The sequence below is a fragment of the Isoptericola hypogeus genome, assembly GCF_039531145.1.
Classification (GTDB): domain Bacteria; phylum Actinomycetota; class Actinomycetes; order Actinomycetales; family Cellulomonadaceae; genus Isoptericola; species Isoptericola hypogeus.
In genome coordinates this window covers 119,334-140,741 of record NZ_BAAAPM010000010.1, presented here as the reverse complement: position 1 = coordinate 140,741, position 21,408 = coordinate 119,334, and the positions used below count along the sequence as shown (strand labels likewise).

Sequence of the window (21,408 nt, the reverse complement as noted above, 5' to 3'; positions counted from 1 at the left end):
GGCGTGAAGCCTTCGCCGGTCGAGCCTGTCGAGACCAGTGGTCTCGACACGCTCGACCGGCGTTCGTCGTCCTTGACACTCCCCACGCCGACCCCTAAATTCATATTGTAGAAGTAGGATTCCGTACAGTGGAATCAGCCGCCCGATGAGGAGTGACGATGACCCAGCCGCAGACCACCCGCTACTACACGCCGCAGGGCGGGCTCCCCGGCCAGGAGGAGCTGCTCACCGACCGGGCGATCGTCACCGAGGCCTACACCGTCATCCCGCGCGGCGTGCTGCGCGACATCGTCACCTCCAACCTGCCCGGCTGGTCCAAGACCCGGCTGTGGGTGCTCGCGCGCCCGGTCGAGGGTTTCGCGACCACGTTCGCGCAGTACGTCGTCGAGGTCTCCCCGGGCGGCGGCGCCGACCAGGGCGAGGTCGAGGACACGGTGCAGTCCGTCGTCTTCGTCACCGAGGGCACGCTCACGCTGTCGGTCGGCGGCGAGGAGCACGTGCTCGAGCCCGGCGGCTACGCCTACCTCGCCGCCGGCGACCAGTGGTCCCTGCACAACCGGTCCGACGCCAAGGCCGCGTTCCAGTGGGTCCGCAAGGTCTACGAGCGCATCGACGGCCACGAGGCGAAGACCTTCGTCACCCGCGAGCAGGACATCGAGCCGCGCCCGATGCCGGACACCGACGGCGCCTGGGCCACGACGCGCTTCGTCGACCCCGACGACCTCGCGCACGACATGCACGTCAACATCGTGACGTTCCAGCCCGGTGGCTCGATCCCGTTCGCGGAGACGCACATCATGGAGCACGGCCTGTACGTGCTCGAGGGCAAGGCCGTCTACCGCCTCAACGGCGACTGGGTGGAGGTGCAGGAGGGCGACTTCATGTGGCTGCGCGCCTTCTGCCCCCAGGCCTGCTACGCGGGCGGGCCCAAGCCGTTCCGCTACCTGCTGTACAAGGACGTGAACCGCCAGGTGCGGCTCGACCGCCGCTGACCAGCGGCTCACCTGCGGCGCCGTGCCTCGCGCCGCACCACCGGTCTGCGACCGGGCGACGCGCGCCGACCGCGTCGTCCGGTCCCACCCGTCTGCGACCGGTGCCAGAGTTTCACCATGACCGACCAGGCCGCGACGCCGGAGCCGCACCCGGAGCACGAGGGCGACCGCGCCTTCTTCGGCCACCCGCGCGGGCTGATGACCCTCGCGACGACCGAGGCCTGGGAGCGGTTCAGCTACTACGGCATGCGGGCGATCCTGCTGCTGTACCTCACGGACACCGTCGCCAACGGCGGGCTCGGGATGGACGCGACGACGGGCGCCGCGTTCGTCTCCATCTACGGCACGTCGGTCTACCTGCTCTCGGTCGTCGGCGGCTGGCTGGCCGACCGGGTGATCGGGGCGCGGCGCTCCGTGCTGTACGGCGGCATCGTCATCGCCGCCGGGCACCTGGCGCTCACCGTGCCCACCTATGCCTTCTCGATGCTCGGCATCGGCCTGGTCGCGTTCGGCACCGGCCTGCTCAAGCCGAACGTCTCCTCGATGGTCGGCGAGCTCTACTCCCGCGACGACCCGCGTCGTGACCCCGCCTTCTCGATCTTCTACATGGGGATCAACCTCGGGTCGTTCTTCTCGCCCTTCGTCGTCGGCTTCGTCCAGCGCATGTGGGGATACCACGCCGGCTTCTCGGTGGCCGCGATCGGCATGGCGATCGCCCTGGTCTTCTTCGTCGCCGGGTACAAGTACCTCGGCAAGGCCGGCACGGACATCCCGAACCCGATCACGCGCGAGGACCGGCCCGCGGTCGTCCGGCTCGGCCTGATCGTCCTCGGCGCGATCGCCCTCGCGACGCTGCTGGCCGTGGTCATCGCCGGGGGCTGGGCGGTCGAGACGTTCATCGACGCGGTCTCCTACCTCGCGCTGGCGACCCCGGTCGTGCTGCTGACCGTGATGTACCGCTCGAAGCGGGTGACCGACGCCGAGCGGCCCCGCGTGCTGGCCTACGTGCCGCTGTTCGTCGCGGCGATGCTCTTCTGGATGATCTTCGAGCAGGCGGCGACCACGCTGACGCAGTTCGCCGCCGACCGGACCGAGCTGCAGCTGTTCGGCGTCGAGCTGTCGCCGGCCTTCTTCCAGTCGATCAACCCGGCGTCGATCATCGTCCTGGCGCCGGTGTTCGCGTGGATCTGGACGAGGACGGGGGACCGCCCGCCCACCGCGTACAAGTTCGTCATGGGCCTGACCCTGGCCGCCCTGTCGTTCCTCTTCCTCGCGGGGATGTCCGAGGTGTTCGCGGACGAGCTCGCCCCGCCGTGGGTGCTGATGGGCGTCTACGTGATCCAGACGCTCGGCGAGCTCTGCCTCTCTCCGGTGGGGATCGCGGCCACGACGCTGCTCGCTCCCCGAGCCTTCCGCGGGCAGGCCATGGCGCTGTGGTTCCTGTCGTCGGCCGCCGGCCAGGCGATCACGGCCCAGACGATCGAGGCCACCGAGGGGGTCTCCGACACCGCGTACTTCGGTGGCATCGGGGTCGTCGCGCTCGTCTTCGCCGGGATCCTCCTGCTCCTCGCCCCGTGGGTGACGCGGCACATCCGGCACGCCGACGAGCTGGAGCACACCCACAGCGCCGGCGCCGCGTGAGGGCACCGGCGCTGCCGGGGTAGGGGGCGGGGCGCCGTCAGCGCAGCCAGGAGGCGGTGCCGGGCACCGGCGAGGACGCCCAGGTGCGGCCCAGCCCCCACGTGTCGCCTGCCCGGGTGAGCGCCAGGGCGGCGAGCAGCGCGACGTAGACGAGGTGCTGGTCGACGACCGGGTTCTGCGAACCGGACGGGAACGGCCAGGTCGAGAGCCAGAGCGAGAGCATGAGCAGACCGCCGGCGACGGCGGCGACCCGCAGGCCGATGCCGAGCAGCAGGGCGAGCCCGGTGCCGAGCATCCCGAGCATGAAGAGCCAGTCGGTGACGGGGTGCGCCATCGCGCCGAAGGCGTCCGTCAGCGGGCTCTGGATCGACCCGAGGTAGCCGGCGGTGGGGGAGCTCCCGGCGACCCAGGCGCCGTCCGGCGGGGTGGCGTACCCGAGGCCGAACGTCTTGTCGGCCACGGGCCACAGGAAGACCCCTGCGAGGAGGATGCGGCACAGCGCCAGGGCGCGGCGGGCGGCGGGGCTGGTGACGACGTGGTCGGGCCGCGAGGTCGGGGTGGTGCTCGAGGGTGCTGTCGTCGCTGTGGTCGGCACGGAGGTCATCGGGTTCTCCTGTCGGTCATGAGCTGGCGTGGCGGTGTTCCTCGGCACGTCGGTGTGCCCCGGGCAACGCCATCCCAGCCCGTCTCGGTTGAATTGGCAACCTTTCGTCTCGATTGCCGGGATCGTGCCGTCGCCCCGTCGCCCCGTCGCCCCGTCGCCCCGTCGCGCCGGGTCCGGGGTCCGACCGCTGGGCGGACGCGCCCCCGGGCGGCCGCGGGGCGAGGCGTAGGGTGGCCCGGCGGCACGGTCGCGACCTGGGGCTCTGCGCCTCCGGGGGTCGCGGGAGGGTCGCGAACGGTGTCGCGAAGGTCATGTCGAAGGAGCTGAGATGAGCCGCCCCCTGCGCTCACGGACGTCCACCCACGGTCGCAACATGGCCGGTGCCCGCGCGCTCTGGCGCGCCACCGGGATGGGCGCCGACGACTTCGGCAAGCCGATCGTCGCGATCGCGAACTCGTACACGCAGTTCGTCCCGGGTCACGTGCACCTCAAGGACATGGGCGACCTCGTGGCGTCGGCGATCAGCGAGGCCGGCGGCGTCGCCAAGGAGTTCAACACGATCGCGGTCGACGACGGCATCGCCATGGGCCACGCCGGGATGCTCTACTCGCTGCCGAGCCGCGACCTCATCGCCGACTCCGTGGAGTACATGGTCAACGCGCACTGCGCGGACGCCCTCGTGTGCATCTCCAACTGCGACAAGATCACGCCCGGCATGCTCAACGCCGCGCTGCGCCTCAACATCCCGGTGATCTTCGTGTCCGGCGGGCCGATGGAGGCCGGCAAGGCGATCGTCGCGGACGGCGTCGCGAAGACGCCGCTGAACCTCATCAACGCGATCAACTACTCGGCCGACGACAACGTGTCCGACGACGCGCTCGCCCAGGTCGAGGAGAACGCGTGCCCCACGTGCGGCTCCTGCTCCGGCATGTTCACGGCGAACTCGATGAACTGCCTCACCGAGGCGCTCGGGCTCTCGCTGCCGGGCAACGGCTCCACCCTCGCGACGCACTCCGCCCGCCGCGAGCTGTTCCTGGAGGCCGGCCGCACGATCGTCGACCTGGCGAGGCGCTACTACGACGACGAGGACGACTCGGCCGCGCCGCGCTCCATCGCCACGGAGGCCGCGTTCTCCAACGCGATGGCGCTCGACGTCGCCATGGGCGGCTCCACGAACACGGTGCTGCACATCCTCGCCGCCGCGCAGGAGGGCGAGGTCGACTTCGACCTCACGGACATCGAGCAGATCAGCCGCCGGGTGCCCTGCCTCAGCAAGGTCGCGCCGAACCACCCGGACTTCCACATGGAGGACGTGCACCGCGCCGGCGGCATCCCCGCCCTGCTCGGCGAGCTGGACCGCGCCGGGCTGCTCGACCACGACGTCACCTCCGTGCACACGCCGACGCTGCGCGAGTGGCTCGACGACTGGGACGTCCGCGGCGGCCAGGCCACCGAGCGCGCGACCGAGCTCTTCCACGCCGCGCCGGGCGGGGTGCGTACCACGCAGGCCTTCTCGACGTCGAACGTGTGGGAGAGCCTGGACACCGACGCCGCCGACGGCTGCATCCGCGACCTCGAGCACGCCTACACCGTCGAGGGTGGTCTCGCCGTCCTGCGCGGCAACCTCGCTGAGGACGGCGCGGTCTTCAAGACGGCGGGGGTGGACCCCGACGTCTTCCACTTCGTCGGCAAGGCCCTCGTGTGCGAGTCGCAGGACGAGGCGGTCGAGAAGATCCTCACCAAGCAGGTGCAGCCCGGGCACGTCGTCGTCGTGCGCTACGAGGGCCCCGCGGGCGGGCCGGGCATGCAGGAGATGCTGTACCCGACGTCGTTCATCAAGGGCCGCGGGCTCGGCAAGGTGTGCGCGCTCATCACCGACGGGCGGTTCTCCGGCGGGTCGAGCGGCATCTCGGTGGGGCACGTCTCGCCGGAGGCCGCCGCCGGCGGCACGATCGGCCTGATCGAGGATGGCGACGAGATCGAGATCGACGTCGACACGCGGATGATCCGCGTCAACGTGCCCGACGGGGTGCTCGCCGAGCGCCGCGCCAAGATGGAGGCGCGCGAGAACCCGTGGCAGCCTCTCGACCGCGACCGGTACGTGTCCCCGGCACTGCAGGCGTACGCCGCGATGGCGACGTCCGCCGACCGCGGCGCCGTGCGCGACGTCTCGCTGATCGCCCGCCGCTGACCCCCACTCCCTTCGACCCCTCGTCGGTCGAGCCTGTCGAGACCCGCCCGCGGTTTCGACGGGCTCAACCGGCGGGGGGTTCGTAGTCTCGGCACATGAGCACCGACGCCGCTCCGGACATCAAGCCGCGCTCCCGCCAGGTCACGGACGGGCTGGAGGCGACGGCCGCGCGCGGGATGCTGCGCGCCGTCGGTATGGACGACGGCGACTTCGCGAAGCCGCAGATCGGCGTCGCGAGCTCGTGGAACGAGATCACGCCGTGCAACCTGTCGCTCGACCGGCTCGCGCAGGCCGTGAAGAACGGCGTGCACGCGGGCGGCGGGTACCCGCTCGAGTTCGGCACGATCTCGGTCTCCGACGGCATCTCGATGGGGCACGAGGGGATGCACTTCTCGCTCGTGTCCCGCGACGTCATCGCGGACTCCGTGGAGACCGTGATGCAGGCCGAGCGCCTGGACGGCTCCGTGCTGCTCGCCGGGTGCGACAAGTCGCTGCCCGGCATGCTCATGGCCGCCGCGCGCCTCGACCTCGCGAGCGTCTTCCTCTACGCGGGCTCGATCATGCCCGGCTGGGTGAAGCTGTCCGACGGCACCGAGAAGGACGTGACGATCATCGACGCGTTCGAGGCCGTCGGCGCGTGCGCGCGGGGGCTCATGAGCACGGAGGACGTCGACCGGATCGAGCGCGCGATCTGCCCCGGCGAGGGGGCGTGCGGCGGGATGTACACCGCGAACACGATGGCGTCCGCGGCCGAGGCGCTGGGCATGTCCCTGCCGGGCTCGGCCGCGCCGCCGTCGGCCGACCGTCGTCGCGACGCGTTCGCGCAGGCGTCGGGCGAGGCCGTGGTCGAGCTGCTGCGCCGCGGCATCACCGCCCGGCAGATCCTGACCAAGGAGGCGTTCGAGAACGCCATCGCCGTCGTGATGGCCTTCGGCGGGTCCACCAACGCGGTGCTGCACCTGCTGGCCATCGCGCACGAGGCCGAGGTCGAGCTCACGCTCGACGACTTCTCCCGGGTGGCCGACCGCGTGCCGCACCTGGGCGACCTCAAGCCGTTCGGCCGGTACGTGATGAACGACGTCGACCGGATCGGCGGCGTCCCGGTCGTGATGAAGGCGCTGCTCGACGCCGGCCTCATGCACGGCGACTGCCTCACTGTCACCGGCCGCACCGTCGCGGAGAACCTCGCCGAGATCGCGCCGCCCGACCCGGACGGGAAGATCCTGCGCGCCCTCGACCGGCCCATCCACCCGACCGGCGGCATCACGATCCTGCACGGCTCGCTCGCGCCCGAGGGCGCCGTCGTGAAGTCTGCCGGGTTCGACTCCGACGTCTTCGAGGGGACCGCGCGCGTGTTCGAGCGCGAGCGGGCCGCCCTGGACGCGCTGGAGGACGGGACGATCACCGCGGGCGACGTCGTCGTCATCCGCTACGAGGGGCCGAAGGGCGGGCCGGGCATGCGCGAGATGCTCGCCATCACCGGCGCGATCAAGGGCGCCGGCCTGGGCAAGGACGTGCTGCTCATCACCGACGGCCGGTTCTCGGGCGGCACCACCGGGCTGTGCGTCGGGCACATCGCGCCCGAGGCCGTCGACGCCGGCCCGATCGCGTTCGTGCGCGACGGTGACCGCATCCGGCTCGACGTGGCGCGCAAGACGCTGGACCTGCTGGTCGACGACGCGGAGCTGGCGGCACGTCGCCCCGGCTGGGCGCCGCTGGCGCACGGCTACACGCGGGGGGTGCTGGCCAAGTACTCGAAGCTGGTCGGCTCGGCCTCCCGCGGCGCCGTCCTCGGGTGAGCCCACCCGGAACGGAACCCGCGGGGCCCTCCGGGGACCGGGTCGGTGCGTGGCGCCGGCCGGTGCTCGCGGTGTTCGGGGGCGGGCTGCTGGTCGCCGCGGTGGTCGTCGGCGGTTCGGGAGGCGTCGCCGCCCTGACGATCGGCGTGGCCTCCGCGACGCTCGTCGCTGCGCGCCGTGGTGCGGGACGCGGCGCGCGGTCCGCCGCCGCGCTCGCCTGCTGCTACCTGCTGGGCCTCTGGACGCTGCTGGCGGCGGGCGTCGCGCTCTGGCCGCTGCCGCTCGTCGTGGCCGCAGGGCTGTACACCCTGGTCTCGCGTGTCCGGGCGCTCGAGCTCGTCACCGACTGGTTCGCCTGGGGGCGGGGCGGACGGCGCGGCTGGCTGCAGGTCGCCGCGGTCGTCCCGGTCGCGGCGTCGGGCCTGCTCGTCTGGTTCGCGGTCCTGGGTCACGGGGCCGACACCCAGGCCGCCTACCGAGACCTGCTCACCGACCGTCCCGTCGCGCTCGTGGTCGCCGCCGGGCTGGGCTTCGCGCTGCTCAACGCCGCCGCCGAGGAGCTGGTCTACAACGGGATCGGCCAGCGATCGCTCGCGCTCGACCTGCGGCCCGCGACGGCGGTCTTGGTCACCGCGGCCGTGTTCGGGGGGTCCCACTGGTACGGCTTCCCGAGCGGATGGGCCGGGGTGGTCCTCGCGGGGGCGTACGGGCTCCTGCTGGCCGCCGTGCGGCAGGTCTCCGGCGGTCTCCTGCTGCCGTGGCTCGCGCACGTCGCGGCGGACCTGACGATCTTCACGATCCTGGCGATCGCCTGGTTCGCCTGAGGCGATCGGCCGGGCCGTCCATCCCTCGGGACGACGGTGACGCGGTCGGGCAGGGTTGGGGACCATCCGGGCATGGGAAAGGTTCACGAACGCATCGACGGGCGGCTCCGGTCGTTCCTGGAGGCCCAGCGCATGTTCTTCGTGGCCACCGCGCCGCTCGCCGCGGACGGCCGGGTCAACCTCTCGCCGAAGGGCGTCGACGGATCGTTCCTCGTCGTCGACGAGTACACCGTGGCCTACCTCGACATCACCGCCTCGGGCGCGGAGACGATCGCGCACCTTCGGGAGAACGGGCGGATCTCCCTGATGTTCTGCGCCTTCGACGGGCCGCCGAACATCGTGCGGCTCCACGGACGCGGCCGGGTGATCAGCCTCTACGACGACGCGTTCGAGGTGTGGGCCGGCCAGTTCGCCGAGACGCGCGGCGCACGCGCCGTCGTCGTGGTCGACGTCGAGCGGGTGTCCGACTCGTGCGGCTACGGGGTGCCTCTGCTGGACTACGCCGGCGAGCGGGCCCTGCTGCCCGAGTTCATGGACCGCAAGGGCGCCGACGGGCAGGCGGACTACCGGCGCCGGAAGAACCGGACCAGCATCGACGGCCTGCCGGCGTTCGACGACGACCCGGTGCCCGCGGGCGCCTGAGTCGTGCGGGCGACGGATCGCCCGAAGCGCGGGCGAGCCGCGGGCAGCCGGGCCATGCTGGGCGGATGAGCGAGACGATCAGCCCGCAGGACTTCGCGGCCGCCGAGGGCGTCGCCGACTGGCGGGCACAGGAAGGCGCCGCCGAGGCGGCGTTCCGCACCGGGTCGTTCGCGGCGGGGGTGCGGTTCGTCGACGCGATCGGGGAGATCGCGGACGCCGTGGACCATCACCCCGACGTCGACCTGCGCTACGCGGCCGTGACGGTCCGGACGTCGTCGCACGACGTCGGCGGCCTGTCGGAGCGGGACGTGGACCTCGCCCGGCGGATCAGCGAGGCCGCCCGCGAGCTGGAGATCCCCGCCGAGCCCGCGCGGGGCTGACCGCGCGAGTGTCGGACCCCCGCGGCATCGTGGACCCGAGATCCACGACCCAGGACGGGAGGCGCCCATGCCCGACGAGATCACCCCGAAGCAGTTCGAGGACGCGGAGGGCACGGGCGACTGGCGCGCGCTCGCCCGTGGGGCGACGGCGCTGTTCCGCACGCGGTCGCTGGGCGAGGGCGCCGTGCTCGTCGAGCACGTGCGCGTGCTGGCCGACGGGGCGAACCATCATCCCGACGTCGACCTGCGTCCCGAGGGTGTCGTCGTGCGCGTCTTCTCCCATGACGTCAGGGGCCTGACCGGGCGGGACGTCGCCCTGGCCCGGGAGATCTCCGAGACGGCGGCGGAGCTCGGGCTCGCCGCGGACCCTGCCGCCGTGCAGGACGTGGAGCTCACGATCGACGCCCTCGACCGCGAGCGGGTCATGCCGTTCTGGGGCGCCGTGCTGGGCTACCGGCGCATCGACGAGGACCTCCTGGACCCGCACGAGAGATGGCCCGGCATCTGGTTCCAGCAGATGGACGAGCCTCGGCCGCTGCGCAACCGGCTCCACCTCGACGTCTTCGTCCCGCACGACGTGCGCGCCACCCGCGTCGACGCGGCGCTCGCGACCGGCGGCCGGGTGACGACCGAGGAGTTCGTCCCGCGGTGGTGGACGCTCGCCGATCCCGAGGGCAACGAGGCCGACATCGACGCCTGGGAGGGCTTCGACGAGGAGCTGCCCGACCACCTGGTCGCCCCCGACACCTTCCGTGCCGCCGAGGGGGTCGACGACTGGCGCGTGCTGCAGGGGGCGAGCGCCTACTACGCCACGGGCGGGTACGACGAGGGCGTCGAGCTGGTCGCGCAGGCGGCGAGGGTCGCCGAGGAGATCGGCGTGCCGCTCTTCGCCGACCTCCGGTACGCCGGGGTCACCCTGCGCGTGGGCCCGCCGGAGGACGGGTGGATCGACGCCGACCGGCTGACGCTGGCGCGGCGCATCCAGGAGGCGGCCCGCGGGCTCGGCCTCAGCGCGGACCCGGCGGTGCTGCGCGACGTCCAGCTGACGTTCGACGCGCTCGACGTCCCCGCCCTGCAGCGGTTCTGGGCGGCGGCCCTGGGCTACGCCGTCCGCGAGGACACGGACCTCTACGACGCGCTGCTGCGCGGGCCGTCGGTCTTCTTCCAGCCGATGGACGCCCCGCGCGAGCAGCGCAACCGCATCCACGTGGACGTCCTGGTCCCGGCGGATGTCGCCGACGCCCGGGTCGCCGCGGCCGTCGCCGCGGGCGGCCGCGTGGTGCGCGACGAGGCGCCCTTCTGGCGCACCGTCGCCGACCCGGAGGGCAACGAGGTCGACATCGCCGTCATCCCCGGCCGTGCGGAGGCGTGGGGCGACTGAGCCGGCGTCCTCCCGTCGCGGTGCGGAAATCCGTTGGCGCCCTGGCGGCGGGCCCGGCACCATGGCCGCTCGTGGAGACCGGGACGGACCTCGCGCGCCGCTACTACGACGACGTCGTCGCCCCGCTCGTGCTCGGACGGTTCCCCGGGCTGCCGCACGCCGCCGCGCGGCTGGGCAGCGGCTCCGACGTGCTGGGCCTGGACGACGCCACGTCGCGCGACCACGACTGGGGGCTGCGGCTGACGCTCCTGGTGCCCGGCGACACCGTCGCGGAGATCGACGACCTGCTCGCCTCCGCGCTGCCGGACACCTTCGACGGGCATCCCACGCGCTTCGGCACGACGTGGCACCCGGAGGGGCGGCATCAGGTCGAGGTCGCGTCGGCGGGTGACTTCGTGGTCTCCCGGCTCGGCGTCGACGCGACCCGCCCGCTCACGACGGCGGACTGGCTCGGCCTCACCGGGCAGGCCGTCCTGGAGATCACCGCGGGTCCGGTCTTCACGGACACCGACGGCACCCTCACCGCCACCCGCGCCCGGCTCGCCTGGTACCCCGACGACGTGTGGCGGTACGCCGTGGCCGTGGACTGGGACCGCCTGGTGCAGGAGCTCCCGTTCGTCGGCCGCACCGGCCAGCGGGGGGACGACGCCGGGTCGCGGGTCGTCGCCGCCCGGATGGCGCGGGTCGTCATGCACCTGGGCTTCCTGCTGGAGCGGCGGTGGCCCCCGTACTCCAAGTGGTTCGGGTCGCTGTTCGCGCGGCTCCCGCGGGCCGGCGCCGCGATGCCGGCGCTGGAGCGGGCGCTCGCGGCCGCGTCGTGGGAGCAGCGCGAGGACGGCCTGTGCGAGGCCGTGGAGGTGGTGCACGGGCTCCAGGAGCAGGTCGGGCTGCCGGTCGCGGAGCGGGCCGTCGCGCCCTTCTGGGACCGGCCCTTCCGGACCGTCGCGCCGGTGTCGGACCTGGTCGCCGCGGCGATCGACGACCCCGGGGTGCGCGGGCTCCCGCGGGGGGTGGGCACCGTCGAGCAGTGGGTCGACGACGTCGCGGTGCTCGTCGACCCGGTGCGGCGACGGCGCGCGGTGCGGGTCGTGCTTCCGGTCGACCACGGCTCGTCCCACGACACGGTCAATTCCGGGTAGCGACGTCCTTTCGCCGTCGTCAAGCGTGCCCTATTGTCCCAGGCAGCGTCGTCGTCGGACGGCGCGACCTGACCGGCCGCGCCACGCGGCCACGAGGAGGTGGCGGTGGCCGTGCTGGACGGCGCCGACCTCGCGATCGAGACGCGGGGCCTGCGCAAGACGTATCGGAGCGTGCGAGGACGCTCCGTCGGGGTGGAGGGGCTCGACCTGCGGGTCCCGGTCGGGGGGGTGCACGGGTTCCTCGGGCCGAACGGCTCCGGCAAGACGACGACTATCCGCATGCTGCTGGGCCTCGTGCGCCCGGACCGCGGCACCGCGACGATCTTCGGGCACGAGGTGCCGAAGCGGCTGCCGGAGGTGGTCGGGCGCGTCGGCGCGATCGTCGAGAGCCCCAAGTTCTTCCCCTCGTTCAGCGCACGACGCAACCTCCTCCTCCTGGCCGACGGCATCGGCGCGCCGCGGGCCCGCGTGGACGCCGTCCTCGACGAGGTCGGGCTGACCGGCCGCGCGAAGGACCGGTACAAGGGGTATTCGCTCGGCATGAAGCAGCGGCTCGCGATCGCGGCCACGCTGCTCAAGGACCCGGACCTGCTGATCTTCGACGAGCCGACCAACGGGCTGGACCCGGCCGGCATCCGGGAGATCCGCCAGACCATGCGCGGGCTCGCCGACCAGGGCAAGACGGTGCTCGTCTCGAGCCACATCCTGGCCGAGGTCGAGCAGATCGCGGACACGGTCTCGATCGTCGCGCGCGGCCGGCTGGTCGCGTCGGGGCGGGTCGCGGACCTCATCGGCGAGGGCGCGGGTGCGAGCTCGGTCCGGGTGCGGGTCGCCCCCGAGGACACGACGATCGCGACGAGCGTGCTGGAGTCCGGCGGGCTGCTGGTGCGGCGCGAGCACGACGCGCTCCTCGTCGACGGCGCGGGCGACGCCGCGCAGGTGAACCGGGCGCTGGGCGAGCGGGGCGTCTGGGTGCGCGAGCTGACGCCGATGCAGGCCGACCTGGAGTCCGTGTTCCTCGGCCTCACCGCGCACGAGACGCCGGGCGGGCACACGCACCGCGGCGAGCGCACCAAGCGGGGCGGGCCACCGCCCGAGCCCGCCCACTCGGCGCAGCCCGGGCCGACCACGGAGGTGGGCGCATGATGCGGCTGCTGCGCGTCGAGCTGCGCCGCCTCTGGGCGCGCCGCGTGACCCGCTGGGCGAGCGCCGTCGTGCTTCTGCTGGTGGCGCTCGGCGCCTTCACGGCCTACCAGACGGCGAAGCCGCCGTCGGCCCAACAGATCGCCGAGGCGAAGCAGTTCTACGCCGACGAGCTCGAGTGGTGGGAGTCCGAGGGCGAGCAGGCCGTCGCCGAGTGCGCGGAGGGGGCCGAGGCGGAGGGGATGACGCCCGCCGAGTGGGGCTGCGAGAACATGGAGCCCCGCCTCGAGAACTACCTGCCGCCCACCCAGACGTTCGTCCCCAGCGCCGAGCAGCTCGAGGAGAGCTCGGGAGCGGCCGAGGCGGCGCCCGAGGGCGAGGAGCCGGCGCCGAACGCCGCCGCCGTGCAGGAGATCCAGCAGTCGGTGTGGCACGACTGGGGCGGGCTGGGGACGCTCGACGAGCTCGCCGCGCTGTTGCTCATGGTCGCGCTGGTCGTCGGCGTCAGCTTCGTGACGGCCGAGGTGAACAGCGGGTCGATGGGGATGTGGCTCACGTTCGAGCCCCGTCGCCGGCGGGTCTACTGGTCCAAGGCCGCCGCGGCCGCCCTGGGCACCGTGCCCCTCGTGGCCGTCGGGTTCGGCCTGCTGGTGGGGACGTCGTACGCGGCGTACGCCTCCTTCGACGCCCTCGGCACCATGACGGGCGACGTCTGGGTCCAGGTGGCCGGGTTCGCCGGGCGCCTCGTCGCCGCGGGCGCGCTCGCCGCGGTGATCGGGGTCGCGCTCGGGATACTCCTCAAGCACGCGGCCGCGGCCGTCGGCCTGGTCGCGGCCGGGGTGTGGGCCAGCGCCGTCTTCGCCTATCCGCTCGGCGAGCTGCAGCGGTGGCTGCCCACGACCAACGTCACGGCGTGGTTGAACGGCGGGAACGTCTTCGTCGTCGACGACTGCGCGCCCGACGCCGACGGCATGTTCGTCTGCACCCAGGCCGAGCACGTCGTGACGGCAGGGCAGGGCGGCCTGTACCTGCTGGTCGCCGGGGTCGTGATCGCGCTCCTGTCGGTCGTCGTGTTCCGGCGGCGCGACGTGAGCTGACCCGCGCGCGAGCCGGCAGCCGTGAGCCGGGCGTCCACGATGCGGGACGCCCGGCTCACGACGTGACATCGCCCGGGCGCGGGCGTAACGTTCGACACGTGCAGACGATTCTTCTCGTAGTACTTCCCGGGCGCGCCGGCTGAGGCCTCGCACCGCTTCGTCAGCGCGCTCACCCCTCGTTCGTCCCGCACCGCCGGGACCGAGGGGTTTTTCATTGCAGCGACACCCCTCGTCCACCCCGGCAGGCAGGAGAGACCGATGGTCCAGCCGAACCCGACCCCCGCACAGGTGGCCGCGCGCACGACGTCCCGTGCCGAGCGCCCCGTCGTCGGCGAGGAGGTGTCCGGCGCCGAGTCGATCGTCCGCTCGCTCGAGTCGGTAGGCGCGGAGGTCGTCTTCGGCATCCCCGGCGGGGCGATCCTCCCGGCGTACGACCCCCTCATGGACTCGAAGAAGCTGCGCCACATCCTCGTGCGGCACGAGCAGGGCGGCGGGCACGCGGCCCAGGGCTACGCGCACGCCACCGGCAAGGTCGGCGTGACGATGGCGACGTCGGGCCCGGGCGCGACCAACCTCGTGACCCCCATCGCCGACGCCCACATGGACTCCGTGCCTATGGTCGCGATCACGGGGCAGGTGGCGGAGTCGCTGATCGGCACGGACGGCTTCCAGGAGGCCGACATCGTCGGCATCACGATGCCGATCACCAAGCACTCCTACCTGGTCACCGACCCGGACGAGATCCCCCGCACGATCGCGGAGGCCTTCCACATCGCGTCGACCGGGCGCCCCGGGCCGGTGCTGGTGGACATCGCCAAGTCCGCCATGACGGCCCGCACGACGTTCTCGTGGCCGCAGGAGCTGGCCCTGCCCGGGTACCACCCGGTGACCAAGCCGCACGCGAAGCAGATCCGCGAGGCGGCGAAGCTGCTGGCCGCGGCGCGCCGCCCGGTGCTGTACGTCGGCGGCGGCGTGGTCCGGGCGGGCGCGTCCGAGGCGCTGCGCACGCTGGTCGACACGTCGGGCGCCGCCGTCGTCACGACGCTCACCGCGCGCGGCGCCGTGCCGGACAGCCACCCCCAGCATCTCGGCATGCCGGGCATGCACGGCACCGTCCCCGCCGTGGCCGCGCTGCAGAAGGCCGACCTGGTCGTCGCACTGGGGGCGCGGTTCGACGACCGCGTGACGGGACGCCTGTCGAGCTTCGCGCCGCACGCCGCCGTCGTGCACGCCGACATCGACCCGGCCGAGATCGGCAAGAACCGAGAGGTCGACGTGCCGATCGTCGGCGATCTGCGCGAGGTCATCGCCGACCTCGTCCCCGCGCTCGAGGCCGAGCACGCCCGGGTCGGCAAGCCCGACCTGGCCGCCTGGTGGCACCAGCTCGACACCTGGCGCGAGACGTACCCGCTGGGGTTCTCGCCCACCGGCGACGGGCACCTCGCGCCCCAGCACGTCATCTCCCGGCTCGGCGCGCTGGCCGGACCGGACGCGATCTACGCGGCCGGCGTGGGCCAGCACCAGATGTGGGCGGCACAGTTCATCCGCTACGAGCGCCCCCGCACCTGGCTGAACTCGGCCGGGCTGGGAACCATGGGCTTCGCGGTCCCGGCGGCGATGGGCGCCAAGGTCGGCGAGCCGGACCGCGAGGTGTGGGCGATCGACGGCGACGGCTGCTTCCAGATGACCAACCAGGAGCTCGCCACCTGCGCGATCAACGACATCCCCATCAAGGTGGCGCTGATCAACAACAGCTCCCTCGGCATGGTGCGCCAGTGGCAGACGCTGTTCTACGACGAGCGGTACTCCAACACGGACCTGCACACCGGCCACGGCACCGCGCGCATCCCCGACTTCGTCAAGCTGGCCGATGCCTACGGCTGCGAGGGCATCCGCGTGGAGCGCGAGAACGAGGTCGACGCCGCGATCAAGCGGGCGCAGGAGATCGACGACCGCCCCGTGGTCATCGACTTCCAGGTCTCCCGCGACGCGATGGTCTGGCCGATGGTCGCCGCCGGCGTGCCGAACGACGACATCCAGTACGCGCGCGGCATCTCGCCCGCGTGGGACCGAGAGGACTGAGGAGCCATGTCGCGTCACACCCTGTCCGTGCTGGTCGAGAACAAGCCGGGCGTCCTCACCCGCGTGTCCGCGCTGTTCGCGCGCCGGGCGTTCAACATCCACTCCCTGGCCGTCGGCCCCACCGAGCACGAGGAGATCTCGCGCATCACCGTGGTGGTCGACGTCGAGGCCCACCCGCTCGAGCACGTGACCAAGCAGCTCAACAAGCTGGTCAACGTCATCAAGATCGTCGAGCTCGACCCCGAGTCGTCCGTGCAGCGCGAGCTGCTGCTCGTCAAGGTGCGCGCCGACGCCGCCACCCGCTCGGGCGTGCTCGAGGTCGTCGACCTGTTCCGGGCGCACGTCGTGGACGTGGTGCCGGACACGGTCGTCGTCGAGGCGATCGGCAACCCCGCCAAGCTGACGGCGCTGCTCGGCGCCCTCGAGCCCTACGGCATCCGTGAGATCGTCAAGTCCGGCACGCTGGCCGTCGGCCGCGGCTCCCGGTCGATCACCGACCGGGCGCTCGAGCGCGTCCGGACCGCCTGACCCACTGACCCTCTGACCCAGCACTCGAATCACCCCGAGATCAAGGAGCATCACCGTGGCTGAGCTGTTCTACGACGACGACGCCGACCTGTCCATCATCGCCCAGCGCAAGGTCGCGGTCATCGGCTACGGCAGCCAGGGCCACGCGCACGCGCTGAACCTGCGCGACTCCGGCGCGGACGTGCGCGTCGGCCTGCGCGCCGGCTCCGCCTCCGTGGCGAAGGCCGAGGACGAGGGCCTGCGCGTGCTGTCCGTCGCCGACGCGGTCAAGGAGGCCGACGTCGTCGTCATCCTCGCGCCCGACCAGGTGCAGCGGCACGTGTACCGCGACGAGATCGCCCCGAACCTGCAGCCGGGCGCCGCCCTCGTCTTCGGGCACGGCTTCAACATCCGCTTCGGCTACATCCAGCCCGAGGCCGGCCACGACGTGCTCATGGTCGCGCCCAAGGGCCCGGGCCACATCGTGCGTCGCGAGTACGTCGACGGGCGCGGCGTGCCGGTGATCGTCGCCGTCGAGCAGGACGCCTCGGGCGACGCCTGGGGCCTCGCGCTGTCGTACGCGAAGGCGATCGGCGGCCTGCGCGCCGGCGGCATCAAGACCACCTTCACCGAGGAGACCGAGACCGACCTGTTCGGCGAGCAGGCCGTGCTGTGCGGCGGCGCCTCGCAGCTGGTCCAGTACGGCTTCGAGACCCTCACCGAGGCCGGCTACCAGCCCGAGGTCGCGTACTTCGAGGTCCTGCACGAGCTGAAGCTCATCGTCGACCTCATGGTCGAGGGCGGCATCGCGAAGCAGCGCTGGTCGGTCTCCGACACGGCCGAGTACGGCGACTACGTCTCCGGCCCGCGCGTCATCGACCCGCACGTGAAGGAGAACATGAAGGCGGTGCTCGCCGACATCCAGAACGGGTCGTTCGCGGAGCGCTTCATCGCCGACCAGGACGCCGGCGCGCCGGAGTTCACCGCCCTGCGCACCAAGGGCGAGGCGCACCCGATCGAGACCACCGGCCGCGAGCTGCGCAAGATGTTCTCGTGGATCAAGCCCGCTGACTCCGACTACACGGAGGGCAGCGCCGCCCGCTGACCCACCACGTCAGCAGCGACGCGCGCGGCCGCCGCCCGGGGGACCCCCGGCCGGCGGCCGCTCGTGCGTCTCGGGGCGGTGCGGCCTCCAGCGGGCGTGCATGACACGGACCGGCCTGGCTGTGCGCGGGCCAGCGAGCGAGGATGTCCGGCATGAGCGACGACACGACCCGGGCTCCGACCCACGATCCGCAGGGCGGCACACGCGGTGCGCTCCACGACGAGGCGCAGGCCGAGCGCATCGCGGAGTTCTGGGACACCGCCCGCTCGAGCGCCGTGTTCACCGGCTGCCGCGGGGCGGCGGGGGAGCGATCGGAGAACGTCATGCCGCCTGCGTGGGCGTTCGGCGACTCGCCCGGGCTCGCCGACGAGCTCCTCGCCCTGGTGCTCGAGGGACGCAAGACGGCCGCAGCGTCGCTCGTCGTCGAGTTCGAGGACGCGGCTGAGCCGGTGCCGGCCACGGGGGACCTGTCGATCGTCCTGGACGGTCGGGGCGAGCCGCGCGCTCTGATCCGGACCACGCAGGTCGAGATCGTGGCGTTCGCGGAGGTCACGGCCGAGCACACCTACCTCGAGGGCGAGGGCGACCGCACCCTGGAGGCGTGGCGCACGGAGCACAAGCGTGCCTGGTGCGGCCCGCTGGGGTCCCTCGAGCGCGAGCTCGACCCGTCGATGCTGGTGGTGTGCGAGCGGTTCACGGTGCTCTGCTCCGCATGACGACGACCGGCCGTCGGAGGCGCGGGGCTCGACCACGGCTCCCCCTGTGGCGGCATCTCGCTCAGTCGAGCAAGCCGGCCATGCGGCGGGCGACGTCCACCAGCTCGACCCGGTCGAGTGCGTCGACATCGGCCAGCGCGTGCCAGGCGACGTCGTCGGTACTCCCGTCGGCCTCGACCGCGAGCGAGCCGCCGACGACATGCGCGCGGTAGACGATCCGGATGCCGTGCATCGGCTCCGTGTGGGGCGTGCCGCCGACGACGAACCGCCGCTCGGTGGGCACGACGATGCTGTCGACGCCGAGGAGCCCGTCGAGCGCCACGTCGTAACCGGTCTCCTCGCGCAGCTCGCGGACGGCGGCGTCCTCCGGGTGCTCGCCCGGGTCGATGCCGCCGCCGGGGAGGGTCCACCCCGACCCCCCGCCCTGGTTCCAGTGGGGGAGGAGGATCCTGTCGTCGTCGAGGACGACGGCGTACGCGGCGACGCGGGTGAACATGCGGACATGGTGCCAGAAGGGCAGCAGGGCGACGTTGCGCCGGCGCGCTGCCTGCGGGCCCGTGGCCTGGCAGGATGGCGTGCATGACCGACGACGTGACCTCGGGCGACGCCCCCGAGAACCCGCAGCCGCCGCACCTCGACGACGCCGCCCAGGCGGAGCGCATCACGCGCTTCTGGGACACGGCACGGCCGAGCGCCGGGCGTACCAGCCACGGCGGCGCGATCGGGGAGCGGTCGGAGAACGTCGTCCCGCCGCCGGCCTGGGCGTTCGGCGACAACCCGCAGCTCGCCGACGACCTGCTCGCCCTCGTGCTGGACGGGACCAAGACGGCCACGGCGTCGCTCCTGGTCGAGTACGAGGACGCCGACGAGCCGGTGCCGACCAAGGGCGACCTGTCGATCCTGCTGGACGGCGCGGGGGAGCCGCGAGCCCTGATCCGGACCACGCAGGTCGAGACCGTCCCCTTCGCGGAGGTCACGGCCGAGCACGCCTTCCTCGAGGGCGAGGACGAGCGCACGCTGGAGTCGTGGCGCGCGGACCACGAGCGCTACTGGCGCCGGACCCTGGGCGCCGTCGAGCGGGATTTCGACCCCTCGATGCAGGTCGTGTGCGAGCGCTTCACGATCCTCCACCGCGCCTGAGGGCCGTCACGCGGGCGTGACGACCAGCCAGGCGAAGCCGACCACCCCGCGGTAGACGCTCAGGTACTCGTCGCGCCGCTGGTCGGCGAAGTCGCGGGCAGCGGGCGCGGCGAGCCGCTCGAGGCCGGAGCGCCACGTCGACTCGAAGTCGTCCCACTCGCCGAGGGTCGACGTCGCGGCGTGCCGGACGCGAAACCCCGCGCCCGTGGCCGCGCGCGCCATGCCGGCGAGGTCGGGCAGGTCGCCGAAGATCTCGCGACAGGCGGCGTCGGGCTCGCGCTCGTAGACCCCGTCGGCGAACAGGAGCGTGCCCTCGGGGCGGACGAGGCGGTGCAGCGCGGCGAGCGCGTCGTCGGCGGTGCCCCAGGCGTGGCTCGCGCCGACGTTCAGCACCACGTCCGCGGGGCGGTCCCACGTCGTGGCGTCTGCGGCGTGGAACGCGACGCGGCCGTCGAGGCCGAGCTCCGCGGCCCGGCGACGAGCCCGCGCGAGGTCGCCCGCATGGAGGTCGACGCCGTCGCCGGCGACGTCGTGCCGCGCGCAGGCGCGCAGCAGCAGCTCGCCGGCACCGCAGCCGAGGTCGAGGACGAGGCCCTCCGGGGTGGAAGGTGCGACCCGGTCGACCAGGTCCGCGGCCCGGGCCTCGCCGAGCGGGGCGTTGAAGGTGAGCGCCGCGGCGGCCGCGTCGAAGAGGGGGCTGAGATCGTCGTCGGACGTCATCCGCCGATCATGCTGGCGCGCGACGCACGGAGGCCACTGCATTCTCGTGTCGCGCGGCCGGGGCCGCTGGTCCGGGGCCGACGCTATTCTCGTGTCGCGCGGCCGAGGGCGCTGCTCCGGGGCCGACGCTTGGTCCAAGATGTGGGACCGCCGTCCCGCATCATGGCGGGGTCGGCGTAGGCTCGGCCCATGACGCGGAGCATCGACCTGGCAGTGGTGGCTGGCGATGGCATCGGCACGGAGGTCGTCGAGCAGGGGCTCGCCGTCCTGGAGGCGGCCGTCGCCGGGTCGGACGTGAAGGTCTCGACCACCGAGTTCGACCTGGGCGCGCGCCGCTGGCACGCCACGGGCGAGACGCTCACGGACGCCGACCTCGACGCCATCAGGCGGCACGACGCGATCCTGCTCGGCGCCATCGGCGACCCGAGCGTGCCGTCGGGCGTGCTGGAGCGCGGCCTGCTCCTCAAGCTCCGCTTCTCCCTCGACCACTACGTCAACCTGCGTCCCGGCAAGCTGTACCCGGGCGTGACCAGCCCGCTGGCGAACCCGGGCGACGTCGACTTCGTCGTCGTCCGCGAGGGCACCGAGGGCCCGTACGTGGGCAACGGCGGCGCGCTGCGCGTGGGCACCCCGCAGGAGATCGCCACCGAGGTGTCGGTCAACACCGCCTTCGGCGTGGAGCGCGTCGTGCGCGACGCCTTCGCCCGCGCCCAGGCCCGCCCGCGCAAGCACCTGACGCTGGTGCACAAGCACAACGTGCTGGTGCACGCCGGCCACCTGTGGCGCCGCACGGTCGAGGCCGTGAACGCCGAGTTCCCGGACGTCACGACCGACTACCTGCACGTCGACGCCGCCACCATCTTCCTGACGACGAACCCGTCGCGCTTCGACGTCATCGTCACGGACAACCTCTTCGGTGACATCCTCACCGACCAGGCCGCCGCGATCACCGGCGGCATCGGCCTCGCGGCCTCCGCGAACATCAACCCGGACCGCACCGCGCCGTCCATGTTCGAGCCGGTGCACGGCTCGGCGCCGGACATCGCCGGCCAGGGCAAGGCCGACCCGACCGCCACCGTCCTGTCGGTCTCCCTCCTGCTCGACCACCTCGGGCTCACCGAGGAGAGCAAGCGCGTGGAGGCGGCCGTCGCCGCCGACCTCGTCGAGCGCGGCGACCGAGTACGCACGACGGCCGAGGTCGGACGCGAGCTCGCCGCCCGCGTCCTCGGCTGAGCCCGAAGCGGAACCGCAGGCTCAGCCGACGAAGGTGCAGCTGACCCGCGTCAGCGCTGCGCCCGCCGCCCC

General features: G+C 73.0%; 20 protein-coding genes. 17 read left to right on the top strand and 3 right to left on the bottom strand.

Translation table 11 applies throughout. The features are described 5' to 3' along the window. The first annotated feature begins 158 nt into the window (after positions 1-158). A complete protein-coding gene (locus ABD254_RS20675; RefSeq protein WP_344250786.1) occupies positions 159-992 on the top strand; it encodes a bifunctional allantoicase/(S)-ureidoglycine aminohydrolase in 834 nt (277 codons plus the stop codon). Positions 993-1,109: 117 nt separating this feature from the next. After that, the gene (locus ABD254_RS20670; protein WP_344250784.1) at positions 1,110-2,633 is read left to right on the top strand and encodes a peptide MFS transporter; all 1,524 of its coding nucleotides are present in this window, start codon (positions 1,110-1,112) and stop codon (positions 2,631-2,633) included. A 37-nt stretch (positions 2,634-2,670) separates the two neighbouring features. On the opposite strand, the gene ABD254_RS20665 is transcribed toward ABD254_RS20670, so the two are convergent. Beyond that, positions 2,671-3,237 (bottom strand): DoxX family membrane protein, encoded by a 567-nt coding sequence (locus ABD254_RS20665; RefSeq protein ID WP_344250783.1) that lies wholly within the window; start codon positions 3,235-3,237, stop codon positions 2,671-2,673. A 328-nt stretch (positions 3,238-3,565) separates the two neighbouring features. On the opposite strand from ABD254_RS20665, the gene ilvD (ABD254_RS20660) reads away from it, so the two are divergent. The 13 genes from ilvD (ABD254_RS20660) (at position 3,566) to ABD254_RS20600 (ending at position 18,243) form a co-directional block, all read left to right on the top strand. Next, on the top strand, positions 3,566-5,428 hold the full coding sequence (gene ilvD, locus ABD254_RS20660) for a dihydroxy-acid dehydratase (RefSeq protein ID WP_344250781.1): 1,863 nt from the start codon (positions 3,566-3,568) through the stop codon (positions 5,426-5,428). 95 nt (positions 5,429-5,523) lie between these two features. Further along, entirely contained in the window at positions 5,524-7,227 is a 1,704-nt protein-coding gene (ilvD, locus tag ABD254_RS20655; RefSeq protein WP_344250779.1) for a dihydroxy-acid dehydratase, read from the top strand. Beyond that, positions 7,224-8,051, top strand: a complete 828-nt coding sequence (locus ABD254_RS20650) for a CPBP family intramembrane glutamic endopeptidase (protein ID WP_344250777.1) — start codon at positions 7,224-7,226, stop codon at positions 8,049-8,051. The genes ilvD (ABD254_RS20655) and ABD254_RS20650 overlap by 4 nt, the downstream gene beginning before the upstream one ends. 72 nt (positions 8,052-8,123) lie before the next feature. Further along, positions 8,124-8,693 (top strand): pyridoxamine 5'-phosphate oxidase family protein, encoded by a 570-nt coding sequence (locus tag ABD254_RS20645; protein ID WP_344250775.1) that lies wholly within the window; start codon positions 8,124-8,126, stop codon positions 8,691-8,693. Positions 8,694-8,758: 65 nt separating this feature from the next. Next, positions 8,759-9,073, top strand: coding sequence for a 4a-hydroxytetrahydrobiopterin dehydratase (locus ABD254_RS20640; RefSeq protein WP_344250773.1), 315 nt, complete (start codon positions 8,759-8,761; stop codon positions 9,071-9,073). A 67-nt stretch (positions 9,074-9,140) separates the two neighbouring features. After that, positions 9,141-10,454: a VOC family protein gene (locus tag ABD254_RS20635; RefSeq protein WP_344250771.1), complete on the top strand. Its 1,314-nt coding sequence runs from the start codon at positions 9,141-9,143 to the stop codon at positions 10,452-10,454. A 71-nt stretch (positions 10,455-10,525) separates the two neighbouring features. Beyond that, complete coding sequence (locus tag ABD254_RS20630) at positions 10,526-11,593, top strand: DUF4037 domain-containing protein (protein WP_344250770.1); 1,068 nt, start codon at positions 10,526-10,528, stop codon at positions 11,591-11,593. Between the two features lie 105 nt (positions 11,594-11,698). Continuing rightward, entirely contained in the window at positions 11,699-12,739 is a 1,041-nt protein-coding gene (locus ABD254_RS20625) for an ABC transporter ATP-binding protein (RefSeq protein ID WP_425553898.1), read from the top strand. Further along, entirely contained in the window at positions 12,736-13,833 is a 1,098-nt protein-coding gene (locus ABD254_RS20620; RefSeq protein ID WP_344250768.1) for an ABC transporter permease subunit, read from the top strand. The genes ABD254_RS20625 and ABD254_RS20620 overlap by 4 nt, the downstream gene beginning before the upstream one ends. A 258-nt stretch (positions 13,834-14,091) precedes the next feature. Further along, positions 14,092-15,915: an acetolactate synthase large subunit gene (locus ABD254_RS20615; RefSeq protein ID WP_344250766.1), complete on the top strand. Its 1,824-nt coding sequence runs from the start codon at positions 14,092-14,094 to the stop codon at positions 15,913-15,915. 6 nt (positions 15,916-15,921) lie between these two features. Beyond that, on the top strand, positions 15,922-16,443 hold the full coding sequence (gene ilvN, locus ABD254_RS20610; RefSeq protein ID WP_344250764.1) for an acetolactate synthase small subunit: 522 nt from the start codon (positions 15,922-15,924) through the stop codon (positions 16,441-16,443). Between the two features lie 55 nt (positions 16,444-16,498). Beyond that, positions 16,499-17,527, top strand: a complete 1,029-nt coding sequence (gene ilvC / locus ABD254_RS20605) for a ketol-acid reductoisomerase (protein WP_344250762.1) — start codon at positions 16,499-16,501, stop codon at positions 17,525-17,527. Between the two features lie 152 nt (positions 17,528-17,679). After that, on the top strand, positions 17,680-18,243 hold the full coding sequence (locus ABD254_RS20600) for an ASCH domain-containing protein (protein ID WP_344250760.1): 564 nt from the start codon (positions 17,680-17,682) through the stop codon (positions 18,241-18,243). A 61-nt stretch (positions 18,244-18,304) separates the two neighbouring features. Here the strand turns inward: ABD254_RS20600 and ABD254_RS20595 are convergent, their stop codons facing one another. Continuing rightward, entirely contained in the window at positions 18,305-18,739 is a 435-nt protein-coding gene (locus tag ABD254_RS20595) for an NUDIX hydrolase (protein ID WP_344250758.1), read from the bottom strand. A gap of 83 nt (positions 18,740-18,822) precedes the next feature. On the opposite strand from ABD254_RS20595, the gene ABD254_RS20590 reads away from it, so the two are divergent. After that, positions 18,823-19,383 (top strand): ASCH domain-containing protein, encoded by a 561-nt coding sequence (locus tag ABD254_RS20590; protein ID WP_344250756.1) that lies wholly within the window; start codon positions 18,823-18,825, stop codon positions 19,381-19,383. Positions 19,384-19,389: 6 nt separating this feature from the next. On the opposite strand, the gene ABD254_RS20585 is transcribed toward ABD254_RS20590, so the two are convergent. Then, positions 19,390-20,103, bottom strand: coding sequence for an SAM-dependent methyltransferase (locus ABD254_RS20585; protein ID WP_344250754.1), 714 nt, complete (start codon positions 20,101-20,103; stop codon positions 19,390-19,392). A 189-nt stretch (positions 20,104-20,292) separates the two neighbouring features. Here ABD254_RS20585 and ABD254_RS20580 point away from each other — a divergent pair, with 189 nt between their 5' ends. Then, positions 20,293-21,336: a 3-isopropylmalate dehydrogenase gene (locus ABD254_RS20580; RefSeq protein ID WP_344250752.1), complete on the top strand. Its 1,044-nt coding sequence runs from the start codon at positions 20,293-20,295 to the stop codon at positions 21,334-21,336. Positions 21,337-21,408: the final 72 nt, after the last annotated feature.